This window comes from Amycolatopsis deserti, assembly GCF_014653945.1.
In the GTDB taxonomy this organism is placed as follows: Bacteria; Actinomycetota; Actinomycetes; order Mycobacteriales; family Pseudonocardiaceae; genus Amycolatopsis_E; species Amycolatopsis_E deserti.
Window position 1 is genome coordinate 162,654 of record NZ_BNAU01000008.1, and the last position, 22,328, is coordinate 184,981.

Here is a 22,328-nt window from a genome sequence, read left to right on the forward strand (position 1 = left end):
CCATGAGCACACTGACCATCACCGCCCTGAAGGACATCCTGCGCTCCGCCGCGGGCGAGGACGACGGCGTCGACCTCGACGCCGAGATCCTCGACACCCCCTTCGCCGAGCTGGGCTACGACTCGCTCGCGCTGCTGGAGACCGCCGCCCGCATCGCCCGCGAGTACGGCGTGACCCTCAGCGACGACGACGTCGACCAGATCGAGACCCCCCGCGAGCTGCTCGACCGCGTCAACGCGGCGGCGCGCGCGTGAGGCCGCGGCGATGACGGCCGTCGCTGGAACGGAACAGGACGCCCGCGCACCGCTGACGCGGATCGGTGCCCTCGCCGACGCGGGCACCGTCGTGCCCCGGGGAGAGCGCGACGGCGGGGTGTGGGCCATCGCCCAGCTCCGTGGCGTGGTGTGCGCGGTCTTCGCACTCGATCCGCGGGTCAGCGCGGGTGCGATGTCGGCGGGCAACTGCGACATCATCGTCGCCGCCTACGAGCACGCGCTGGAGGCCGGCCTACCCGTGGTCGGGCTGTGGCACTCCGGTGGCGCCCGGCTGCAGGACGGCATCGGCAGCCTGCACGCGGTGTCGCGCGTGTTCGCGGCGATGACCCGGGCCTCGGGCCGGATTCCGCAGGTCTCCGTCGTGCTCGGCGCCGCCGCGGGCGGAGCCGCCTACGGGCCCGCGCTCACCGACGTCGTGATCATGGCGCCGGAGGCGCGGGTGTTCATCACCGGCCCCGGGATCATCCGGGAGGTCACCGGCGAGGAGATCGACGCGGAGAGCCTCGGCGGGCCCGGGCAGCACGGGCGGACGAGCGGAGTCACGCACGTGGTCGCGCGGTCCGAAGCCGACGCGCTGGTCAGGGCGGCGGCGATCGTGGAACTGCTGGCCGCGCCCGGGCACGTCGACCCCGCCCGGGTGCCCGACCGGCCCTTCGCCCACCTGCTGCCGGAACGGGCCAGGCGGGCCTACGACGTCCACCCGGTGGTCGAGGCCCTGCTCGACGGCCCGCCGGAGGAGCTGCACGCCGGCTGGGCGCGCAACATCGTCACCGCGCTGGGCAGGCTCGGCGGCGCGACCGTCGGCGTGGTGGCCAGCAACCCGATCCGCAAGGGCGGGTGCCTGGATTCGCAGTCGGCGGAGAAGGCGGCCCGGTTCGTGCGCATGTGCGACGCGTTCGGCGTTCCGCTGGTCGTGCTCGTCGACGTGCCCGGCTACCTGCCCGGCGTCAAGGAGGAGTGGGGTGGCGTGGTGCGGCGCGGGGCCAAGTTGCTGCACGCGTTCGCCGAGGCGACCGTGCCGCGGGTGAGCGTGATCCTGCGCAAGGCTTACGGCGGCGCCTACATCGCCATGAACTGCCGCGGGCTGGGCGCGGACCACGTGATCGCGTGGCCGGGCGCGGAGGTGGCCGTCATGGGCGCGACCGCCGCGGTCCGGCTGTTGCGACGGCGTGAGCTCGCGGCGGCCGAGGACCGGGCGGCACTCGAGGAACGGCTGGTGGCCGAGCACGAACGGGAGACCGGTGGGGTGCGTGCCGCGGTCGAACTGGGTGTGGTCGACGAGGTCGTGGAACCGGACCGGACCCGCAGCGCGGTGGCGCGGGCGCTGCACGAGCGCGGCCCGGCGCGCGGTGCCCACGGCAACATCCCGTTGTGAGCGGTGTGCCGCCCCGGGGGCCCGGGGCGGCACACCGTGGTCAGGCCGACGATCCTTCCAGGCACCGGGCGAAGCCCGGCACCAGGTCGGCCAGCTCGCCCCGTCGTTCGGCGAGGAGATCCAGCGACAGCACCGATTCCGGCCACTCCACCGACGCGTCGAGCCGGGCGTCGCAGGTCAGCACGGCCTGGTGCAGCTGCTGCATGCGGGCCGAGGGCTCCAGGCCCAGCTCCGTGTTGAGGACCGACCGCAGCCGAGCGATGACCTGCAGGGCCTGTGCTTGGCGGCCGCACCGGTAGAGCGCCAGCACCAACTGCGCGTGGAAGTTCTCGTGGGTGGGATGCGCCGCGACGAGCCCGGTCAGCTCGGCGAGCACCTCGTGGTGCGTGCCGAGCCGCAGGTCCGCCTCGATGCGTTGTTCGAGCGCGCCCAGCCGGCGCTCCTCCAGGCCCGCGACCCACGCCCGCAGCCGGGGCCCGAGAGCGACGTCGGCGAGCGGTTCACCGTGCCAGACCGACAGCGCCCGGCGGAAGAACAGGGCGGCGCAGCCGTCGTCGCGCCGGGCGAGCGCCGCGCGCCCCTGGGCGGCGAAGGAGTTGAACTCGTCGACGTCGAGCTGGCCGGGCGCCACCCGCAGCAGGTAGCCGCGGGATCGCGTCTTCAGGACGTCCTTGGCACACGGCGCCGAGCCGACCGAGGGAAGGGACGCGAGCAGCCGCCGCAGCTGCAGGACGTAGGTCTGCAGCGTGGACGCCGCGCTGGAGGGCGGGTTGTCCTCCCACAACTCGGCGATGCACGATTCGATCGACACCACCGTGTTCGCGTTGAGCAGCAGGAAGGCCAGCAGCTGCCGCTGCTTGGGCGCGGTGGGTGTGAACGCCTCGCCGTGGTCGTTGACCGCCAGCGGGCCGAGCACCTCGTAACTCATCATTTCGCAGACCCCCCATTTCCGAGAACCGTACCGAGTGTCAGCCGCGATCTTTTTTTCCACATCGTTTCGTACAAGGAAACCTCTCTGCGCGTCGTGGATTCTTCCCGCGGGCCCGCCGACGACCTACCCCTGGACGAACCGTCGTCGGGTGAGCCCGTGATCGAGTGGACACCGGATCGTCGAGTGGCGATCGCCTCCTCGGGTTGACACTGGAAAACCCTTGAGATTCTAGCGTTCGGGAGTCGCCGTCCGAATGGACCGGAGGGTTCCGTTCACCCACTGGGCTGTGAACTAGCTCACGGTGACAGTCCGCTCGTGATCAGCTATCCGGCTCGAACGTGATTTCGAACAAGCCTTGTCGAAACAGTGCGGAAACGCGAGTGGAACTCCAGCCGCTTTCCAGGGGGCCGGCGCATCGTCCCGAGGACGTTCCGGGAGAAAGGGAGTCGATCGATGGGCACAGTGACGCGACGGGGTTTCGTGGCGGGATCGGCCGCGCTCGGTCTGGGGGCCGTCGCCGGCGTGGGCGGTGCGGCCCCCCGACGGCCTGCTCGATCTGCGTCGCCGAACCGGCCAGCCGGTAGTAGTCGGGGCTGCCGAGGAACCGGTAGTTGTACCCACCGGTCAGGCTGGCGTACCGCGGATCGGACGGCCGGACGGTGACCGGGCCGAACCCGGTCACACCGCCGGCCGCGGCAGGCGCTGCGCGCGGGCCGGCGCATCGCGGTGCGCTCGGGCGGCCACTGCCTCGAGGGATTCGTCAACAACCCCGGCGTCGACGCGGTGATCGACCTCGCCGAGTACAACGGCGTGTACTTCGACGCCACCCGCAACGCCTTCGCCGTCGAAGCGGGCGCGACGCTCGGGCAGGTGTACGACACGCTCTACCGCGGGTGGGGCGTGACCGTGCCGGGCGGGGTGTGCCCGCAGGTGGGCGCGGGCGGGCACATCAGCGGTGGCGGTTACGGCGCCCTGTCCCGGGCGTTCGGGCTCGTGGTGGACCACCTCTCGGCGGTCGAGGTGGTGGTCGTCGGCTCCGACAGCACTCCGCGCACCGTCGTGGCCACCTCCGATCCCGCCGACCCGCGGCGCGACCTGTGGTGGGCCCACACCGGAGGCGGCGGCGGGAACTTCGGCATCGTCACCCGGTACTGGCTGCGCTCGCCGGGGGCGAGCGGCACCGATCCGGCCGCACTGCTGCCCAAGCCGCCGGCCACGATCCTGTTCAGCCAGCTCAGCTGGCCGTGGAGCGCGCTGACGGAGACGTCGTTCACGCGGCTGGTTGACAACTTCAACCGCTGGCACGAGAACAACAGCGCGCCCGGATCACCGTACGCGTCGTTGTTCGCGACCCTGTGGCTCAACCACGTCAAGACCGGCAACCCCGCCCTGACTGTCCAGCTCGACGGCACCCGCTCCGACGCGCGGACGCTGCTGGCCGACTTCGTCGCGGCGGTCAGCGAGGGCGTCGGGGTCGCACCTGTCTCTACCACCGGCGCGCTGCCGTGGCTGCTCGCCAAGAACCGGCTGGGGTTCGCGGACTTCGGCGCCGGCGTGGGCAAGCGGGTCAAGAACAAGTCGTCGTACCTGCGCCGGGGTTTCGGCCCCGGTCAGCTCGCGGCGATCCACCACCACCTGACCAGGACCGACTACGCCGGCACGTCGGCGTCGATCCTGCTGGCCAGCTACGGCGGCGCGATCAACGCGGTGGCGCCCGCGGCGACCGCGATCCCGCAGCGGGACTCGATCATCAAGGCGCAGTATTCGGTGTCCTGGAGCGATCCGGCGGAGGACTCCGTCCACATCGGATGGGTGCGCGAGCTGTACGAGGACCTCTTCGCGGCCACCGGCGGGGCCCCGGTGAGCGGCGACGTGAGCGACGGCGCCTACATCAACTACCCCGATGTCGACCTCGCCGATCCGGACCGCAACACCTCCGGGGTGCCCTGGTACACGCTCTACTACAAGGACAACTACGCGCGACTGCAGGCGGTGAAGCGAACCTGGGACCCGCTGGACGTGTTCAACCACGACCTTTCGGTGCGGCCGTCCTGACCGACCGCCGAAGCCGGGCCGCCACACTTGCCCTCTGGCTCGAGCACTACAACACTCACCGCCGCCACAACGCACTCGCCACCCACCCACCAGCCGACCGCCGCCAACCTCCCGCCAAGTACACCTAGGGGGTGTCCTGCAGGTCATTGAAGCCAGAGGACGATGGCAGGCGATCTGGTCCTCCCGTTCCGGGCTGGTCAACCGGAGTCGCCGGTCCCGCATCGCCTGCCTCGGGACCGGCCGAGTCCTTCCCCGCCGACCGCGAGCGCCTCGACGTTGCCGTCACCGCACCGAACCTAGCCCCTCTCGACGAGGGCTTTGAGCCGGAGCAGGGTTTTCTCGATGGCCTCCGCATCCCGCCGGCCCCAGGCGGATCCTGCCACGCGCTCCCCCCACGGCGAGGTGGTGAAGTCGCAGGTCTCGGTGACCAAGGTTCCGTCCGCGACCTCCTCGAGCTCGTAGCGCCAGCGGTGCTGCCCCGGATGGGCCCATGCGATGCGGCGGTTCTCCTCGTACTCCACAACGGTGTTCGTCACCTGGTAGGGCACGTCGAACAGCACCATCGACACGGTGAACTCCGAGCCCGAGGTCAGGCGGCCAGGACCGGCGATCGTGTCCGCGACCGTGCCGGACCCGTCGAACTCGCCGTGCCGACGGGGATCGGCGATCACCTCGAACACCGCCGCCGGCGGAGCGGTGATCGTGATGCCCCGCGTGATCAGCATTTCGGGCACGAGCTTCTCGCCCTTGTCCACCATCCGTGCTTCCACCGCGCCGAGTCGCTCCACCTCGACCTTGACCGTGTCACCCGGTCTGAGGTAGTCGCGGTGTCCGGACAACTCGAAGATGCACCCGGTACCGACCGCTCCGCTGGAGATGATGTCACCCGCCCGCAACGTGGTGTCCCGTGATGCGTGCGCCAGCATTTCACCGAAGGACCAGTGGATCTCGCCCCAGTTACCACCTCCGTACAGCTCACCGTTGACGTAGCCGTTCATCGTGAGCGCGTACCCGTTGCCGGACCGGTAGGGCTCCAGCTCGTCCGGCGTGACCAGGTACGGACCGAGACTTGTCGCGGTGTCCTTGCTCTTCGAGGGCCCGAAGGGGAAACCCCTCTCGCGAGCGGAGACGTCGCGCGCACTCCAGTCGCAGTAGACGAGGTAGCCGGCTATGTGGCTCTCGGCCGTCGCCGGGTCCAGGTCCGAACAATCGTCCGCGATCACGGCGGCGACCTCGACCTCGTAGTCCCACGCCTTCGTCACCGCGGGAACCGGGATGTCATCGCGCGGTCCCCGGATCGCGGCCGGGTTCGAAAAGTAGAAGACCGGCTCCTCGTACCAGACCGAGCTGATCGTGCCATCGCCGCCCGCGACGGCTCCCGCGTTGCGGACATGCCGCTCGAAGGCCGCGAAATCCCGGATCGACGGAGGGGTGGGAATCGGTGCCAGGACGTCCGCCCAAGCCAGGTCCACGATCTCGGCCGGGTTCGACGTCACCAAGGCCGCGGCCGCCTCCAGACCTTCCCCGGAACGCAGCACGTCCAGCAACGTGGTTCCCGCGGCGTGACCGAGGATCTTGGCTCCCCGCACCAGTCCGCATCGTTCCGATCCGTCGGACGACCGGTAGCTGACCCACTTCACGACTCCGCCACCGTCCGCGCGAACTTCCGCACTTCGTCGGCGAACAGAGCGGGCTGCTCGAACGCCGCGAAGTGGCCGCCGGCGGCGATGTCGTCGTTGAAGTAGCGCAGGTCGTGATAGGCGCGTTCGGCCCAGATCCGCGGCGTGCGGGTGAGCTCGTCGGGGAAGGCGCTCACGCCCACCGGCAGGTCCAGTTCGGTCAGCCCGAGGGGTTGCCGCGCGTATTCCCAGTACAGCCGGGAAGACGAGGCAGCCGTACCGGTTAGCCAGTACAGGGAAACGTGGTCGAGGATCTCGTCCATGGTGAACGCGCCCGGAGCGGCCCAGTCGACGAACTTCTCGTAGATCCAGGCAGCCTGCCCGGCCGGCGAATCGGTCAGGGCGTAGCCGATGGTCTGCGGCCGGGTGCGCTGCAGCAGGTGATAGCCGGAGTGGACAGAGGCGAACGCCTTCCCCTGGGCGATGGCCACGGCTTCTTCGGGAGTCGGCTCGTCGCTGACCGGTGGCATGGCGAGGAATTCGGGGAAGTTGAGGTGGACAGCGCGCAGGCCGGCCGGGCGCTGGCGGCCCATGCGGGTGGCCACCACGCCGCCCCAGTCGCCGCCCTGAGCCAGGTACGAGTCGTATCCCAACCGTCGCATCAACTCCGCGTAGGCGGCGGCGATCCGGTCCGGGTTCCAGCCGCCGGTGCTGGGCGCGTCCGAGAACCCGTAGCCGGGCATGGACGGGATGACGACGTGGAAGGCGTCCCGCTCGTCTCCGCCGTGGGCGGCCGGATCGGTCAGCGGGCCGATCACCTTCAGGAACTCCAGGAACGAGCCGGGCCATCCGTGCAGCAACAACAGAGGGGTCGCGTTCTCGTGCGCCGAGCGCACGTGCACGAAGTGGATGCCGAGGCCGTCGATCGTGGTGCGGAACTGGCCGATGTCGTTGAGGTGCGCCTCGATCTTGCGCCAATCGTAGCTGGTGGCCCAGTAGTTCAGGAGCTCTCGCAATCGTTCGAGCTGCACGCCTTGGCTCGCGTCCCGGACGGTCTCCGGACCGGGCAGCCGCACCCGGGTCAGCCGTTGTTCGAGGTCGGTGAGCGCACTGTCCGGGATGTGGATGTGAAACGGGAGGACCCGGTCTTGGTGATCTGCGTCTGATTCCATGTTCCCACGATGGGTCCGCGAAACCCGCGGCGTCCAATGAAACTTCCGGAAGCGGTGATACGGCTGGCGTATAACGGCTGGTGCGCTACGCTGGCTGTGTGGCCGACGCCTTCCCCGCCCTCATCGATCTCGACCTGAGGCTGGTGCAGAGTTTCGTCGTCGTGTCCGAGCACCAGCATTTCGGGCGTGCGGCAGAGGCACTGCACACCACGCAGCCGTCGCTGAGTCGTCAGATCCGGCGTCTCGAGCAACAGCTCGACGTCCGGTTGCTCGACCGCACGACGCACGGTACCCGCCTGTCCGAGGCCGGCGAGGTCTTCCTGCCCCAAGCTGTCCGGCTGCTGCGTTCGGCCGGCCAGGCCATGGCCCAGGCCCGGGCCGCCGCCCGGCCGCGGATGATCACCATCGGTTACACCCGCGGCCTGCTCATCACCCCGGCCGTGCGCGCATTGCGAACGGCGGAACCGGAAGCAGAGGTGAAAACCCGGCTTCTGGCCTGGAACGACTCGCGATCAGCGCTTCTGGACCACCGCGTCGACGCGGTCGTGGCTCGGCTGCCGTTCGTCACCGACCAGCTACAGGTCACGGTCCTCTACGACGAGCCTCGCGTCCTGGTGGTCCCGCTCGATCATCCTCTCGTCGGCCGGGAAGCGGTCACCCTCGACGACATCGCCGACGAGCCGATGCCCCACGTCCGGCAATCCGATCCACTGCTCAACGCCTACTGGCGCATGGACCCGCGCCCCGACGGACGCCCGGCGCCGGACGGACCGCTCGTCGAGGACCTCGACGACAAGCACGAACTCATCGCAGCGGGCCAGGCCGTAGCCATCGGCCCGCCTCTCGACTACGCCACCGGCCTGCATCCCGGCCTGACCACCATCCCGCTGCGCGACGTCGAACCGAGCAAGGTCGTGTTCGCCACACGTGCCGGCGACCGAAGCCCCCTGGTCTCAGCCTTCCGCGAACACGCCATGGCTGAGCTACCACAGCGTCAGAGGCACAAACCGTCAGCTTGAGGATGTCGTCGTTCGAAGGCCCACGAGGACCACTCACGGCTGGCCTACTCCGCGATCCTGCCCGACGAGAAGGGCGGCACCTGCGCCGCTGTCCTCGCCCGGGCCATCGCCCACTTCGCCGAGCATGGCATCACCAGGATCGAGCGGTTGATGACCGACAACGCCTCTCATACCGCACCGCGGTGGTCTTGCCGGCCCGGATGAACTGCCCGGTGAGTGGGTCCAGCACCGACAGCCGAGGCACGTTGTGGCGGGCCAGTGCCGAGACTCCAGCCGCGGATTGTCGAGCTGCGGGAGCGAGAACGTATCGCACAACACTCGACGCCGCCACAACGCATTCGGCGGCCACCCACCTAGAAGCGGACAATTCCGCGGATGTTGACTCCGGCGTGCATGTTCTCGAATCCCTTGGTGATGTCTTCGAGGGGGTATTCGGTGGTGATGAGTTCATCGAGCTTGAGCGAGCCCGACCGGTAGAGGTTCAGCAGCGTCGGAATGTCGGCGTTGGGGTTGGATGATCCGAACAGCGAGCCGACGATCTTCTTCTCGTACAGCGTGAGCTCGGGGATGGAGACCGGGATGCCCGCACTGGCGATGTTGCCCAGCGCGGTGACCACCACGGTGCCGAGCTTGCTGACGGCGGCGAACGCCTGGCCGATGTGGTCGCCGGTGATGACACCGACCGTGATGATGGCGACGTCCGCGCCCTGCCCGTTGGTGAAGCTCTTGGCCAGATCGGTGGCCTCGTCCATGGTTTCGACGGCGTGCGTGGCGCCGAGAACTGCCGTTGCCGTGTGCCGCTTGAACGGGGTGGGGTCGACCGCGATGATCTTCGCCGCTCCGGCGTGCCGGGCACCCTGGACCGCGTTCGCCCCGACGCCGCCGATGCCCATGACGATCACCGTGTCGCCGGGGCTGATCTTGCCGCTGTGGACGGCCGAACCCCAGCCGGTTCCGACCGCGCATCCCAGCAGCACCGCCTTGTCCAGTGGCGTGTCCTCGGGAACCTTCACGGCGGAGTGGGCCGAGATGGTCGTGTATTCGGAGAACGTCGAGATCCCCAGCGCCTGCGCCACGGGCGTGCCGTCGGCCAGCTTCAGCCGGAAGCTGGCCGGATCGTCCCAGCGCGAGCCGATCATCGCGAAGGCCCCCAGGTCGCACAGGTTCTGGTGGCCGGTGGAGCACCAGCGGCACTTCCCGCACGCCGGCAGGAAGGAGAAGATCACCTTGTCGCCGGGGACGAATCCGGGCGTGTTCGGTCCGACGGACTCGACGATCCCGGCTCCCTCGTGACCTCCGCACACCGGCAGCACCGAGGCCGGGAGATCGCCGGTCGACATGTGGTCATCCGAGTGACACAGCCCCGAGGCGACCATCTTGACCCGGATCTCGCCCGGCCGCGGATCGTCGACCTCGAGATCGACGATCTCCCAGGTGCCAGGCACCTGGCGCAGGATCGCCCCACGACTTTTCATCGGACCTCCTTTTCAGTCGTCGCGGCTCCACGTTCCGCGAATCGGCGCGCCGCGCAGGTGAGTGCGAAGGACAGTTGCTGGAGCTGGAACGCGGCGCCGACCCGGTGGTAGTCGATGGCGTGGCCCGCCGACCGGAAGACCTCGGCGTCGATCCACGGTGAGGCAGTCAGGGCGGCCGCGAACTCCGCGACCTGCGCGTCGTCGGTGATCCACAGCTTCTCGAACTCGCCCTGCCGGAGGTGAACCGGCACGGAGATCTCCGGCGCTAGGGTGCGGAAGAGGTCGTGCCAGGCCGACGAGATCTCCACGAGTTCGGCCTTGAGGACCGCGACGTTGGCGAAGTAGCTCGCCTCCGGCATGTCTGCCCGGTAGGTCCACTTCGGACCGAACATCCGCGTGGCCTTGTCCTCGTCCGGCGAACGCAGGGTCGCGCCCGGGAGGGCCGCCCACCGGTCGGCGAAGCTCGCCGGCTCGCGCAGCAGGCAACCGGACAGTGCGAGGCCCAGAAGCGGCCACTCCGGCTTGCGCGCCGCTACTGCCAGCGAGATCGCGGCGCCGATGGAGTGGCCGACGACGAAGACGCCCGCGGCACCCGCTCCGTTCGCCGCCCACAGTTCGGCGATCAGGTGGTCCAACGCCGCTGCGTTCGCGAGGAGGACCGGCTCCCCGGCCGCCGCCGGGCTGCTGCCGCCGTACCCGGGCCGGTCGACCGCGATGATCGGCACCTCCAGCGCTGCCGCCCGGTCCAGCAGCGAGTAGCCGGGAACGTCGAAGTACGCGGACGTGAAACCGCCGCCGTGCACCGCGATGATCAGCGGAAGGTCGCCGGTGCCCGCCGTCTCGCCGATCCTGCGCCGTCCCGTGAACGTCATCCCCTGAGCGGGCCCCGGTGAGGTCACCTGATGGGTGAACTGAACCGACATCACGGCACCTCCTTTCAGTTGCTCCGGCGATGACGGACGACACTGGCGATGGACACGGCCACGACCAGGGCCGCTCCGTAGAAGGCGTTCTGGATCCAGCCGTTCAGCCCCAGGATCTGGAGGCCGACGATGCCCGTGGCCAGGAAGTAGATCGCCACCATCGTCCCGATCGGGTTGAACGTCCCCGGCCGGACCACGGCCGTGCCGAGGAAGGCCGCCGCGAAGGTCGGCAGCAGGTACTGCGGAGAGCTCGTCGAGTCGTAGCCGCCCGTGGACAGCACCAGCAGCACACCGCCGACGCCGGCGACGAGCGAGCCGACGACGTAGGAGCCGATGCGGATGGCGTTGACGTTCACCCCGGCGAGCCGGGCGACTTCCGCGTTCGCTCCCACGAAGGTCAGGTACCGGCCGAGCGGGGTGAAGGTGAGGACGTAGCCGAACGCGATCGCCAGCACGATGCCGTAGTAGAAGCTGAGCGGGAGTCCGCCGAGGGTCTGCTGCACGAAGTCGCCGTAGCTCACGTCGAGTCCGCCGACGGTTGTCTGCCCGGAGATCCACGAAGCCATACCCAGCAGGAACGTGCCGGTGCCGAGCGTGGCGATGATCGCGTCGACGCCGAGGTGGACGACGAGCAGGCCGTTGACGAGACCCGAGAGCACCGCGACACCGATCGCCGCGAGGACGGCCACACCGAGGCTGACGCCGTGCAGCACGACGAGCACGGGGACGGTGGTCGCGGACATGCCCATGATCGACGCGATGGACAGGTCGAACTCACCGGCCACGAACGTGCACAAGGCGCCCAGTGCCAGGAAGACGAGCGCCTGCTGGGAGCCGAAGATGTTCTGGAACGTGGCGATCTGACCGAACGTGTCCGGCGCCGCGAGGGTGAAGACCGCGGTCATGAGCGCCCAGACGCCCACCACGGCGTACCTCGACAAGAGCAGACTCGGCCGGGGCGTGGTGAGAGCGGGGTTGCGCGAGGACGCGGCCGTGACCGGCCGCTGCTCGTCGGTGGTGGGCGAAGCCGGGGCCTGGTCCGGGAGGGGGGTCATGACACGCTCCTTCGCGTAAGGACCTGTCCGGGGTAGAGGGTGGCGAGGATCGCCTCTTGGGTGTGGTCGGTGATGTGGTGGAACCGCCCGTCGCGATAACACAGGATCCGGTCGGTGGCGACCACCAGGTCCGTGGGCTGGGCGCTGGCGTAGAGCACGGCGGCGCCGGCCTCGGCGATCCGGCGGACCGCCTGGAGGATGGCCTCGCGGGCGCCGACGTCGACGGCCTGGGTCGGTTCGTGGAGGAGCAGCAGCTTCGGCGGGTGGTGCAGCCACTTGGCGAGCAGCACCTTCTGCTGGTTCCCGCCGCTCAACCGTCCCACGAGGGCGCCCGGATCCAGCGGCATGACGTCCAGAGCCGCCATGTCCGGCAGCGCCGCGGCCTGGAGTCGCCTGCCGCGCAACAGCATCTTGCCGCGGCGGCGGGTGAGCCAGGGCAGCGCGATGTTCTCCGCGGCCGAGGCGGTGAGCGCGAGACCGGCCTCGGTCCGGTTCTCCGGTACCAGGGCGATACCGGCCTCGATCGCCCGCCGTGGACTGAGACGGCGGAGGTCGAGGGTCCGGCCGTCCAGGGTCAGCCGGCCGGATCCGGCGCGGGCGACGGCCGCCATCCGGTACGGAAGGCGTTCCCACCAGCCGCCCGCGAGTCCGGTCACTCCGACGACCTCTCCCCGGGCGATCGCCAACGGCTCGACCTCGCTGCCGCCGTCGCGCAGACCGGAGACGACGATCGCGTCGTCGTCGATCGGAAACGACCGGTTCCGGCGCTCGCCGGCGAGAACGGCCATGTGGCGGCCGAGCATCAGCTCCGCGATCTCCCGCGCCGAGGTCTCGGACGCGGCCAGGCCGGCGGCGACGAGGTGGCCGTCCCGCAGCACGGAGATCCGGTCGGCGACCTCCAGCACTTCCTCGAGGTTGTGGGAGATCAGGAGCACGCTGGTGCCCCGGTCCACCAAGGTCCGCACACACGCGTGGAATTCGCGAAGCGCATCGGGGGGAAGCGCCCGCGAAGGTTCGTCCAGCACCAGCACCCCGAGGCCGGTGCCGTGCGCCTGCGCCCGCATGGCGCGGGCGATCGCCACCTTCGACTGATCGGCGGGACTGAGCGTGCCGACCTGGCCCCGGGGATCGATCTCAGCCCCGATCATCCGCAACAGCTCCCGCGCCAGGACCACCTCCCGGCGCCAGTCGATGCGCCCCAGCCTGGTGACCGCGAAGTCGCCCACCGCGATGTTCTCGGCGACGGACTTGCCCGCCACCAAGCCGAGCGTCTGGTGGACGAACGACAGTCCGGCCGCGCGCAGCTGACGGGGTTTCGCGGGAACGTCCAGTTCCTGCCCGTCGACCAGGATGCGCGAGCCGGGCTCGGGCCGGTGGATGCCGGCGAGGACCTTGACCAGGGTCGACTTCCCGGAGCCGTTCTGACCGACCAGAGCGTGGGTCTGGCCGGGTCCGATCTGCAGATCCAGTCCCGCCAGCGCGGTCATGGGGCCGAACACCTTGCGGATCCGGTGCAACGACAGCCGGGCGGGCGCGGCCCGGGTCATGAGACACCCCAGAGCTTCTCGAAGCCGGCCGCGTAGGGTGCGGAGCCGTACCAGTCGTTGCCCGTTTCCGCCTGGGGCGTCAACTGCAGGGTCCCGACGTTGTCCTTGGTGAAGACCCGGACGAGAGGCGGATAGCCGGCGGGCACGGGCTCTGAAGACAGCATGCGGATCGCCGAGTCGGCGATCGCCCAGCCCACGTAGTTCGGGCTGGCTCCGACATCCGCGATCAGGACCGGGTTGGACTTGAGGATCTGCAGCGAACCCAGGATGGCGGTGGTCGAGGCCATCTTCACGCGGGAGGTCGCGCCCGCGTTCTGGATTCCGGTCAGCACACCCGGCACCCAGTTGTCGGTCTGCGGGATCACGTAGTCGATCGACGGGTTCTTCAGGAGAGCGCCGCTGACGATCGAGGGGAGCTGGCTCACCTGGGTGCCGGCGACGTCGATCACGTCGACCCGGCAGCCCGGGCAGCCGCTCTTGAGCTCGTCGATCCCGGCGGCGCCCATCTCCACCATCGACTTGGAGTCGGAGGTCCGCAGGTAGAGGACCTTGGCTCGCGCGTTCGAATCCGCGATGACCGCTTGGGCGGCCAGTCTCGCCTCCACTCGCTGGTACCAGCCCTGGCTCAGGAAGTGGATGCCCGAGGGTGCCCCGGCGACCGGCTCGGTGCCGGTGAGGAGCGTGGGAATTCCGGCGCCTGCGAGCCGGCTGAAGGCGGTGGAGGCCATTTCGTAGGAGATCGAGCTCGTCACCACCGCGTTCGCGCGGGCGCCGATCGCCTGGTCGATGCACTGCGCCACCCCGGTCGGGCTCAGTTGCCCGTCGCACGACTTGACCGTCGCGCCGACCTTCGCCAGGGCCTGCTGGAGTCCTGCGAGCTGGTTGGTGAACGTCGCCACCTGGAGGCTGAGGGGGATGTAGTAGATCGTCTTGCCGGTGAGGTCGGCGGGGTGCGCGAGCGCGGTTCCGAGTGACGCGGTGAGCGTGGGCTCACCGGAGGCCGCCTGGACCGCGGCGGCGGCCTTCGCGGCGTCCGGCGAATCGGCCGACGTTCCGGTCACGCCCGAGGTCGGAGATCCGCAGCCGGCCAGCGACAACGGCATGAGGAGGGCCGCGGCGACGGCGGCCATTGTGGACAATCGCATGTCAACTCCTTTGTTGAACACGGCACCGGAAGTCGTCAGAGCGTGACGGACTCGCCGGAGTCCAGCGGCTCGATCACGGTTCCCGTGGGGGCGAACGAGGAGAACAGGGCACGATGCAGGTTCCGGTGCGCCGGGGCGAGGCCGGCGTCGTGGACCGGGATGACGGTCTTCGGCGAGACAGCGCGCACGAAGTCGATCCCTTCCGAGAGTTTCATCCACGGACCGGCCAGCGGAGCCAGCAGCACGTCGACGGGGCTGGTGGGCACCGTGAGCGAATCACCGGTGGCGAACACCCGCCCGCCGATTTCGTAGGCGAAGTTCTCCGGCAGCGGGAAGTCGGGGTACAGCGTTTCGTGGGTCGTGCGCGTCACCACGATCCGCGTGCCGCCGACGTCGAACGCGCCGGGTTCGACGGCCGTGGTGACGGCGTCCACCTCCCGGAGCTGTTCCGTCAGGTCCGCCGGCCCGAACACCCGCACCGCGCCGTCGGACCGGAGCCGCCGGATCTGTGCCGGGTCGAGGTGGTCTGGGTGGCCGTGGGTCACCAGCACGGCGTCGACGGGCGCGAGAGCGTCGAGCGCGGGCGTGAGATCGCCCGGGTCGAGCAGGATGCGAGTGGTCGTCCCACCCGGATCGGCCACTTCGACGAGCAGGCTCGAGTGCCCGAAGTAGGTGATGGTGACCGCGGCGGCGGTGTCGCTCGGCATGGGGTTTCCTTCGATCGCTAATGGGAGGTGTCGTGGACCCTGCGCAGCAGGTAGTCGTAGCCGGCCTGGTACTGGTCGAGCGACCACACCCGCGCGCGCTTCGCGGCGATCTCGCTCTCGTCCGACCAGCGGACCGGTCCGCCCGCCGCGAGTGCGCTGAGGTGGTTGCGGCACGCTCGTTCCAGGAGGACGGCGCGCATGACCGCGACGGCCAGGTTCGGCCCCACGACGACGAAGCCGTGGCCGGGGATGAGAGCGCCTGCCGAATCGCCGACCACCTGTGCCAGGGCGAGGCCCATCGCGTCGTCGCGGATCAGGTCGCCCGAGTCGGTGTAGCGGGGGATGTCGGGATCCAGGAACGGGACGGCGTCGTGCGACAGGGCACGCAGCGGAATGTCGAGCGAGGCGAACACGGCGGCGGCCGGGGCGTGACTGTGCACGACGGCACCGACATCGGGACGGGCGGCCACCAGCTGCGTGTGAATGGGATACTCGAGGTGGCGCCGGCCTTCGCCGGCCAGCACCTCACCTCCAGGCGATACCAGCAGCACGCGTTCGCGCGTGACTTCCTCGAACCCCCATCCGGCGGCCTTCATCCACACGCCACGGCCATCCTGGTCACGCGCGCTCACGTGGCCCCAGACCATGTCGGACTGACCGACGTGGGCCAGCGCCCGGTGGGCCCGGGTCACGTCCTCGGCGATGTCGACGTTCACGGCGGTTCCTCGCAAGTGGATGGTCATGGCTAGAGGTCCAGCACCAGGCGGTCCGACAGGGCACGGCTCACGCAGGGGAACATGGTCCGGCCGCTGCGGCGTTCGTCCTCGGTGAGGATCTCGTCGCGGTGGTCGGGCACGCCGTCGACGACCGCCACCTCGCAACTACCGCAGTAGCCCTCCTCGCACGAGGACGGGACGCCGGGCAGCACGTCCCGGATCGCGTCCAGGACGGACCGGCCCGGCGGCACGTCGAGAGTGGTCCGCGACCGCCGGAGTTCGACGACGAAGGACACCTCGTCCGCCTCCTGGCGCCGGCGGCGTTCGACGGCCATCGACGAGGCGGCGAACCGTTCGATGCGGAGGGGCAGTTCGGGGCGGAGCCGATCGCGGGCTTCCTCGACCGCGGCGATCAGCCCCTGCGGCCCGCAGCAGTAGATGACCGTGGACGGATCGGCCGAGGCCACGATCGAGCCGACGTCGAGCAGTCCGCGCTCGTCTTCGGGCACGATCTGGACCCGGGGACCGCCGATCGCCTCGATTTCGTCGACGAAGGCCATGCTCTTGCGGCTCCGGCCGCCGTAGTGCAGCCGCCAGTCCACGTCGCCGGACAGGACCGAGATCATCGAGAGGATCGGCGTCACCCCGATCCCGCCGGCGATGAAGAGGTAGCGCGGGCTCGGGACGAGTTCGAACTGGTTCCTCGGCCCGCGGATCGTCACCCGTCGCCCCACCAAGGGCAGGTCGTGGATCTCGGCGGATCCGCCACGCCCGTCAGCCTCACGAAGCACCGCTATCCGGTACTCCGTGCGGTTGCCGGGGTGTCCGCAGAGTGAGTACTGCCGGACGCGTCCGCTCGGCAGATGCAGGTCGAGATGGGCTCCGGCGGTCCAGGGCGGCAGGTCGGCGCCCTCGGGGTGGCGGAGCACGAGGGCGATGACGCCGTCGGCCTCCCAGGTTTCCGCGGCGACGACCAGTTCTGTCGTCACTGCTGCGACCTCCTCTGCGTTCCGGATCGGCACGGCGGTCACCATGTCTGGCGCACCGGCGCTCCGTCGGCGAAGGCGTCGAGCTCGCGGCGCCACATGCGGCGCAGCTGGACCACGCCCTTGTCCGACTCGGCCAGGTATTCGTGCGTGCGGTCGGCGAGACGTCCCATGCCGACCTGCGCCACGTGGTCCTCGATGTTCACCAGTGCCGGGTGGTCCACGAAGTCGACGAGCCGCTTCTCCCCGCGGATGATCAGTTCGGCGCATTCGTCAGCCGGTGGCCAGTCCGCCACATCGACCGCGGCGGCTCGCGGTGCGGGGCCGTCGGGGAGGTACCGCGCGACGATGGCGAAGCTGCGGTGCTGTTCGTCGTCGATCGGCACGCGCCAGGCGAACTGCTCCATGATCCCGTCGCGGATGCCGACGATCAGGTGGAGACCGTTGGGCATCAGGAAGGTGGCCTGGTACGGGCTCTTCCCGCCCCGCTCGCGGACCCGGATGATGTTCTCACCGCGTTCCACCTCGATGGGTTCCTGGTGCACGGCGTCCGGCGAGAACCCGGTCTTCGTCTTCGACGGGTCCGAGGAAAGCCGGTGCGTGAACGGGACGTGCGCGTGATCCAGGCCGTTCTCGACGTTGGTGAAGAAGTTGCACCGCCGCACGTAGGTCTCGGTGTCCAAGGTGGTGGCCTTGCCGAGGTCGTGCCCGTAGGTGCGGGAGAAGCCATCCAGGCCGGGGAACTTCGGTGGCTCGCCGTCCCCGAGGTAGGCGAAGATCAAGCCGTACGCTTCCCGGGTCGGGTACACCTTGACCGAGGCGCGCGAGACGAGGCGCTCGCTTTCCCCGGGAGCTTCCACGCACCGCCCGTCCGGGCCGAACTTCCAACCGTGGAACATGCACCGCAGGCTGTCGCCCTCCACCGTGCCGACCGACAGCACGGTCAGGCGGTGCGCACAGCGGGGCGCCATCACGACCGCCACGCCGTCCTCGCCCCGGTACAGCGTGTACTGCTCGGACATCACGGTCAGCGGCTGGGCCGTCCCGGCCGCCAGGTCCCGGGACTGCAGCACCGGCTGCCAGTAACTCCGCATGAGGCGCCCGGCAGGAGTGCCTGGTCCCGTGAAGACCGGATCGCGAACCTGGTCGTCCGTCTCCTCCGTCACGACGGTCATGCGCCCTCCTTGGTGCTTGACTTTCCGGGGAAAGTGTCCGTATAACGAACACATGGCTGATAATCGAACAGTTAACGTTTCGTCGGCCGACGATGTCAAGGGCACCCGTGCGTCCGAGGGCATGGGCGGCCTGGCCAAGGGGCTGGCTGTGATCGAGGCGTTCGAGCGGGCGCAGTCGGCGCTGACGGTCGCCGAAGCCGCGCGGCTGACCGGGATCACCCGGCCGGCGGCCAGGCGCTGCCTGCTCACCCTGACCGAATGCGGCTACCTGTCCTACGACGGCAAGCGGTACCAGCCGACGCTGCGGCTGCTCAGACTCAGTGCCGCTTACCTGAGCACCGCCCAATTGCCGGCCCTGGCCCAGCCGTACCTGGTAGCCGCGCGAGTGGCACTGGACCAATCCGTGTCCCTGGCCGTGTGGGACGACGGGTGGTCGGTGTTCGTCAACCGGGCGGAGTCGACCCACATCCTCTCGCCCGGTGTGAAAGTGGGGGCGAGGCTCCCGGCGGCGTCGACGGCCACGGGCCGGGTCCTCATGACGAGCCTCTCCGAGGAGGAGCTGGCGGCAGTCCTGGACCGGCAGCCGCCGGAACGTCACACGGCTCGGACAGTGGTGGACGCTTCGCAGGTCGTGGAGGCCGTTCGCCGCGCACGCTCGGACGGCTACGCGATCGTCGACGGGGAGTTGCAGGAGGGGCTGCGGGCCTTGGCCGTGCCCGTGAAGGACAGCCGCGGCCAGGTGATCGCGGCGATGAGCGTCAACGTGATGGCGGCACAGGTCAGCATCGACCGCCTGCGGGACGAGTTCCTGCCGGTGTTGGTGGAGAACGCGACCGCGTTGGGGCGCACTCAGTGAGGTGACAGGCGGTTTCGCCGACCTTGCTTCCGGCGTGAAGACCGCATGACGGATACGGTGGAGCGCCGCCACCGACCCCATGTCCTCCTGGCCGCGGGCACCATCGTCAACAACGCGGTGTGCCCCGGCGTGATCGACGCCCCGATGGTCGCGGACATGCCGAGAACCAGGCCGAGGCCATGGCCGGGTTCGTCGAGGAACAGGGGAACGGCCCTCCCGGTCGACGGGTGGCTTCACCGTCCACTGAGGCCATTGCCGGCTACTCGGCCGGCTTGCGTTGCGCGTGGTCGATGAGGGTCGCCGCGGCGGCGCGGGCGTGGCGGCCGTAGCCGGCGTCGTTCAGGGTCATCGCGCGGATCGCGGCCCCGTCGGCGAGGGTGACGAGCTGCTCGGCGAGCAGCTCGGGCTCGGCGACGCCGAGCTCGATGACCAGGTCGGTCACCAGCCGGAGGATGAGCAGCTTCTGGGCGCGCGCGTAGGCGTGCGCCGCGCTGCCGGGGTCGGGGAACTCCGCCGCGGCGTCCAGGAAGGGACAGCCGCGCACCGGCCCGGTCGCGGGCGCGGGGATGTCGAACATCGCCAGCAGCCGGTCGCGCGCCGGCAGGTCCTCCCTGGTCAGCACGGCGTGCAGGGTGTCGCCGGACTCCACCAGCGCGCGGAGCTGGGCGAGGACGAGGTCGTCCTTCGTCGGGAAGTGCGCGTAGAGCGTTCGCTTCGACACCGGCGCCTGCGCCGCCACGTCCTCCATCGACGTCGCGTTGATCCCCTGGGTCGCGAACAGCCTGGTCGCGGCGGCGAGCACCCGCTCCCGGGCCCCGCGTCCCGTCCGTCTGGTCGAGTTCTCCACGTCACCGAGTATACGCGACCGTTTACTTGGCTTCGGATCGCTGTTACGGTCCCAAGTAAACGTGAACGTTTACCTAAGTGAGGAGAGCCTCGTCATGAGTGGTCCCGCCCCTGATCTCGCCGGGTACGCGGCGCAGCTCATCCGTGGCCGCCGGGCGACCCGGGCCTTCCGCCCGACGCCGGTTCCGGAGACGACGCTCCGTGACGTCTTCTCCTTGGCGGCTGCCGCCCCGTCGAACTCCAACGCGCAGCCGTGGCAGGTGGAGGTGGTCAGTGGTGCGCGGCGTGACGCGCTCGCGGATGCGCTGGTGGCCGCGCACCGGGCCGGACGGACCTCGGTCGACTTCCCGTACAGCGAGGACATCTACGCGCCCGCGCACCAGCGTCGCCGTGCCGCGTTCGGCGCCGCGCTCTACGGCGCGCTCGGCATCGGCCCGGACGACCGCGACAGGCGCGCCGCGTACGACGCCGAGAGCCTGCGGTTCTACGGCGCCCCGCACGTCGCCATGCTGTTCGCGCCGGACACGGCGGAGGCGCGGCTGGCCGCCGACGTCGGCATGTACGGGCAGACCCTGCTGCTCGCGCTGACCGCCCACGGCGTGGCGAGCTGTCCGCAGGGCCTGCTGAGCTTCTACGCGGACACCGTCCGGGACGTCCTCGGCATCAGCGGTGGGAAGCTGCTGTTCGGCATCTCGTTCGGCTACGCCGACACCGAAGCGCCCGTCAACGCGATCACCGTGGGTCGCGAGCAGCTGTCCGTCACCACGCGATTCCACCGCTGAGCGCGCCGGTTCACCCCAGCCGGTAGCGGCGGAGCCGCTGGTAGAGCGTGCCCCGGGAGATGCCGAGGCGCGCCGCCGCCTCCGACTTGTTGCCCCCGCACTCGGCGAGCGTGTCCGTGATGACCCGGACCTCGGCCCGCTCCAGCGGCCCGAGGGATGCCGCGGCACCGCCACCGGAGGCAGCCCCGCCGGGTGCGGAGCCGCGCGCGAGCACCAGCACGACGCCGTCTTCGAGCCGGCCCGGGGTGACCGGGTACAGGCGGGCGCGGAGGCCGTCCGCGAGCGCGATCTCGCTCGCGGACGGACCCGCCTCCAGCACCGCCGCCCACAGGGCCGGCCGGTCCAGGCCCAGTTCGGCGGCCTCGTCCTCGACGATCATCGTCTGGCGGTCGAGGGTGACGACCGGCCCGGCCGACGCGGACCGGAAGGACAGGTGCGCGTCGAGCATGCGCCGCTGCCGGGAGGTCGCGGCCTCGCGCAGCGCGGTGGTGACCCCGTCGACCAGCGCCCGGACCGCGACCAGCAGCAGGTGGTTGGCGTCGTCCGCGTGGCACGCCACGTTCACCACGCCCGCGACGCGCCGGGTGATCGGATGGACCACCGGCGCGGCGACGCAGGCCCACGGGTGCCACGGTTGCTTGTAGTGCTCGGCGCCGATCACGATCGAGGGGCGGCGCGTGGTCGCGGCGACCCCGATGCCGTTCGTGCCCGCGCTCTGCTCGGCGACCTGGGAGCCGGGCTCGAATTCGATCCGGTCCAGAGCCCGGGTGAGGGTCTGCTCGGACTCCCAGCGCCAGGTCAGGAACCCGTCCGGATCGGCGAGGGCGAGCGAGGTGTCGCTGCCGGTCAGCAGGTCGGCCATGCCGAGCAGGACCGGTGCCGCGACGCGGACGAACGGGGACCGCACGTCGATCTCGCCGTGCGCCAGGTCCAGCCGGTCCGGGTCGACCCCGTTGCTGCGGGAGCGCCGCCACGAAGCGAAGATCTCCTGGCGGATCCGGGCCTGCGCACCGGACTGGAAGCTTTCCCAAGCCAGCCGGGTCTCCACGGACCTCATCGCGCCTCCTCCCGGGACACCGTCCGTCGATTATGGCCGCAGATGCCCCGAAAACGCCTTTCGCTGTGCAAATTCTGAACATCCACCTCGACCGGGGCAGGGCCCGCGGCGCACCGTTTCTCCCATCGTCGCAGCCGCTGATCCGAGGAGGACCGGTTACATGGAGTTCAAGGTCGAATGGGACGGTGACGTCACCCTGGTGCACCCGGAGCGGGAGCAGCGCGCCAAGCAGGACGTCAACGCGCTCTTCGGGGTGAATGGGGTGACCACGCCGTCGAAGCACCTGTCGCTCCTGGTGACCTCGCTGGGGCCGGGGGAGAAGTCGAACGTCCATTACCACCTCGAGCACGAGTCGGCGCTCTACGGCCTCCGCGGCAGTGTGCACTTCTTCTGGGGCGCCGAACTCGAGCACGACCTGATCGTGGGCGTCGGCGACTTCCTCTACATCCCGCCGTTCTGCCCCCACGTGTCCTACAACCGGAGCCTGACCGAGGACGCGGCGTTCGTCACCGCCCGCACCGACGCGTTCGAACAGGAACGCGTCGTGCTGTTGCCCGAGCTGGAGGACGACCGGTGCAAGCCCCGGGTGTCCTACGTCGACTGACTCTCTTT

Annotated in this window: 21 protein-coding genes and 1 pseudogene; 8 read left to right on the top strand and 14 right to left on the bottom strand. The window is 70.1% G+C overall.

Annotation, left to right across the window (positions count from 1 at the left end; translation table 11 throughout):
* The first annotated feature begins 2 nt into the window (after positions 1-2).
* Complete coding sequence (locus tag IE290_RS30005) at positions 3-254, top strand: acyl carrier protein (RefSeq protein ID WP_191248054.1); 252 nt, start codon at positions 3-5, stop codon at positions 252-254.
* 10 nt (positions 255-264) lie between these two features.
* Complete coding sequence (locus IE290_RS30010) at positions 265-1,650, top strand: acyl-CoA carboxylase subunit beta (RefSeq protein ID WP_191248055.1); 1,386 nt, start codon at positions 265-267, stop codon at positions 1,648-1,650.
* A gap of 40 nt (positions 1,651-1,690) precedes the next feature.
* Here the strand turns inward: IE290_RS30010 and IE290_RS30015 are convergent, their stop codons facing one another.
* Positions 1,691-2,581 carry an AfsR/SARP family transcriptional regulator gene (locus IE290_RS30015; protein ID WP_229874800.1) on the bottom strand — a complete coding sequence of 297 codons (891 nt, stop codon included), beginning with the start codon at positions 2,579-2,581 and terminating at the stop codon, positions 1,691-1,693.
* Positions 2,582-3,283: 702 nt separating this feature from the next.
* On the opposite strand from IE290_RS30015, the gene IE290_RS30020 reads away from it, so the two are divergent.
* Positions 3,284-4,636: an FAD-binding oxidoreductase gene (locus IE290_RS30020; protein WP_268246421.1), complete on the top strand. Its 1,353-nt coding sequence runs from the start codon at positions 3,284-3,286 to the stop codon at positions 4,634-4,636.
* A gap of 296 nt (positions 4,637-4,932) precedes the next feature.
* Here IE290_RS30020 and IE290_RS30025 read toward each other — a convergent pair whose 3' ends face one another.
* Together IE290_RS30025 and IE290_RS30030 are read right to left on the bottom strand one after the other, a co-directional pair.
* On the bottom strand, positions 4,933-6,225 hold the full coding sequence (locus tag IE290_RS30025; protein WP_229874802.1) for a fumarylacetoacetate hydrolase family protein: 1,293 nt from the start codon (positions 6,223-6,225) through the stop codon (positions 4,933-4,935).
* A 47-nt stretch (positions 6,226-6,272) separates the two neighbouring features.
* Entirely contained in the window at positions 6,273-7,427 is a 1,155-nt protein-coding gene (locus IE290_RS30030) for an epoxide hydrolase (protein WP_191248057.1), read from the bottom strand.
* A 98-nt stretch (positions 7,428-7,525) separates the two neighbouring features.
* On the opposite strand from IE290_RS30030, the gene IE290_RS30035 reads away from it, so the two are divergent.
* Positions 7,526-8,446: a LysR family transcriptional regulator gene (locus IE290_RS30035; protein ID WP_191248059.1), complete on the top strand. Its 921-nt coding sequence runs from the start codon at positions 7,526-7,528 to the stop codon at positions 8,444-8,446.
* Between the two features lie 24 nt (positions 8,447-8,470).
* Positions 8,471-8,611 (top strand): annotated as a pseudogene (locus tag IE290_RS30040) (IS481 family transposase); the annotation flags it as partial.
* Between the two features lie 188 nt (positions 8,612-8,799).
* On the opposite strand, the gene IE290_RS30045 reads toward IE290_RS30040, so the two are convergent.
* From IE290_RS30045 to IE290_RS30085, 9 genes are read right to left on the bottom strand one after another with little or no spacing between them, the layout of a single operon-like run.
* Positions 8,800-9,921, bottom strand: coding sequence for an NDMA-dependent alcohol dehydrogenase (locus IE290_RS30045; RefSeq protein ID WP_191248061.1), 1,122 nt, complete (start codon positions 9,919-9,921; stop codon positions 8,800-8,802).
* The gene (locus IE290_RS30050) at positions 9,918-10,844 is read right to left on the bottom strand and encodes an alpha/beta hydrolase (protein WP_191248062.1); all 927 of its coding nucleotides are present in this window, start codon (positions 10,842-10,844) and stop codon (positions 9,918-9,920) included. Before IE290_RS30050 ends, IE290_RS30045 begins: the two co-directional genes overlap by 4 nt.
* A gap of 14 nt (positions 10,845-10,858) precedes the next feature.
* A complete protein-coding gene (locus IE290_RS30055) occupies positions 10,859-11,899 on the bottom strand; it encodes an ABC transporter permease (RefSeq protein WP_191248063.1) in 1,041 nt (346 codons plus the stop codon).
* Positions 11,896-13,446, bottom strand: a complete 1,551-nt coding sequence (locus IE290_RS30060; RefSeq protein WP_191248065.1) for an ATP-binding cassette domain-containing protein — start codon at positions 13,444-13,446, stop codon at positions 11,896-11,898. Before IE290_RS30060 ends, IE290_RS30055 begins: the two co-directional genes overlap by 4 nt.
* The gene (locus IE290_RS30065; protein WP_191248066.1) at positions 13,443-14,591 is read right to left on the bottom strand and encodes a sugar ABC transporter substrate-binding protein; all 1,149 of its coding nucleotides are present in this window, start codon (positions 14,589-14,591) and stop codon (positions 13,443-13,445) included. Before IE290_RS30065 ends, IE290_RS30060 begins: the two co-directional genes overlap by 4 nt.
* A gap of 35 nt (positions 14,592-14,626) precedes the next feature.
* Complete coding sequence (locus tag IE290_RS30070) at positions 14,627-15,298, bottom strand: MBL fold metallo-hydrolase (protein WP_191248067.1); 672 nt, start codon at positions 15,296-15,298, stop codon at positions 14,627-14,629.
* Positions 15,299-15,315: 17 nt separating this feature from the next.
* Positions 15,316-16,014: a class II aldolase/adducin family protein gene (locus IE290_RS30075; RefSeq protein WP_229874803.1), complete on the bottom strand. Its 699-nt coding sequence runs from the start codon at positions 16,012-16,014 to the stop codon at positions 15,316-15,318.
* Positions 16,015-16,043: 29 nt separating this feature from the next.
* Entirely contained in the window at positions 16,044-17,003 is a 960-nt protein-coding gene (locus IE290_RS30080; protein ID WP_229874804.1) for a PDR/VanB family oxidoreductase, read from the bottom strand.
* 38 nt (positions 17,004-17,041) lie between these two features.
* Positions 17,042-18,175, bottom strand: coding sequence for a Rieske 2Fe-2S domain-containing protein (locus IE290_RS30085; RefSeq protein WP_191248070.1), 1,134 nt, complete (start codon positions 18,173-18,175; stop codon positions 17,042-17,044).
* 52 nt (positions 18,176-18,227) lie between these two features.
* Between IE290_RS30085 and IE290_RS30090 the strand changes: the two genes are divergently transcribed.
* Positions 18,228-19,031 carry an IclR family transcriptional regulator domain-containing protein gene (locus tag IE290_RS30090; protein WP_191248072.1) on the top strand — a complete coding sequence of 268 codons (804 nt, stop codon included), beginning with the start codon at positions 18,228-18,230 and terminating at the stop codon, positions 19,029-19,031.
* Positions 19,032-19,290: 259 nt separating this feature from the next.
* Here IE290_RS30090 and IE290_RS30095 read toward each other — a convergent pair whose 3' ends face one another.
* Positions 19,291-19,878: a TetR/AcrR family transcriptional regulator gene (locus IE290_RS30095; RefSeq protein ID WP_191248073.1), complete on the bottom strand. Its 588-nt coding sequence runs from the start codon at positions 19,876-19,878 to the stop codon at positions 19,291-19,293.
* 94 nt (positions 19,879-19,972) lie between these two features.
* Here IE290_RS30095 and IE290_RS30100 point away from each other — a divergent pair, with 94 nt between their 5' ends.
* Complete coding sequence (locus IE290_RS30100) at positions 19,973-20,659, top strand: nitroreductase family protein (protein ID WP_191248075.1); 687 nt, start codon at positions 19,973-19,975, stop codon at positions 20,657-20,659.
* Between the two features lie 10 nt (positions 20,660-20,669).
* On the opposite strand, the gene IE290_RS30105 is transcribed toward IE290_RS30100, so the two are convergent.
* Positions 20,670-21,716: a helix-turn-helix domain-containing protein gene (locus IE290_RS30105; protein WP_191248076.1), complete on the bottom strand. Its 1,047-nt coding sequence runs from the start codon at positions 21,714-21,716 to the stop codon at positions 20,670-20,672.
* A 160-nt stretch (positions 21,717-21,876) separates the two neighbouring features.
* Here IE290_RS30105 and IE290_RS30110 point away from each other — a divergent pair, with 160 nt between their 5' ends.
* The gene (locus tag IE290_RS30110) at positions 21,877-22,320 is read left to right on the top strand and encodes a cupin domain-containing protein (RefSeq protein ID WP_191248077.1); all 444 of its coding nucleotides are present in this window, start codon (positions 21,877-21,879) and stop codon (positions 22,318-22,320) included.
* Positions 22,321-22,328 lie beyond the last annotated feature (8 nt).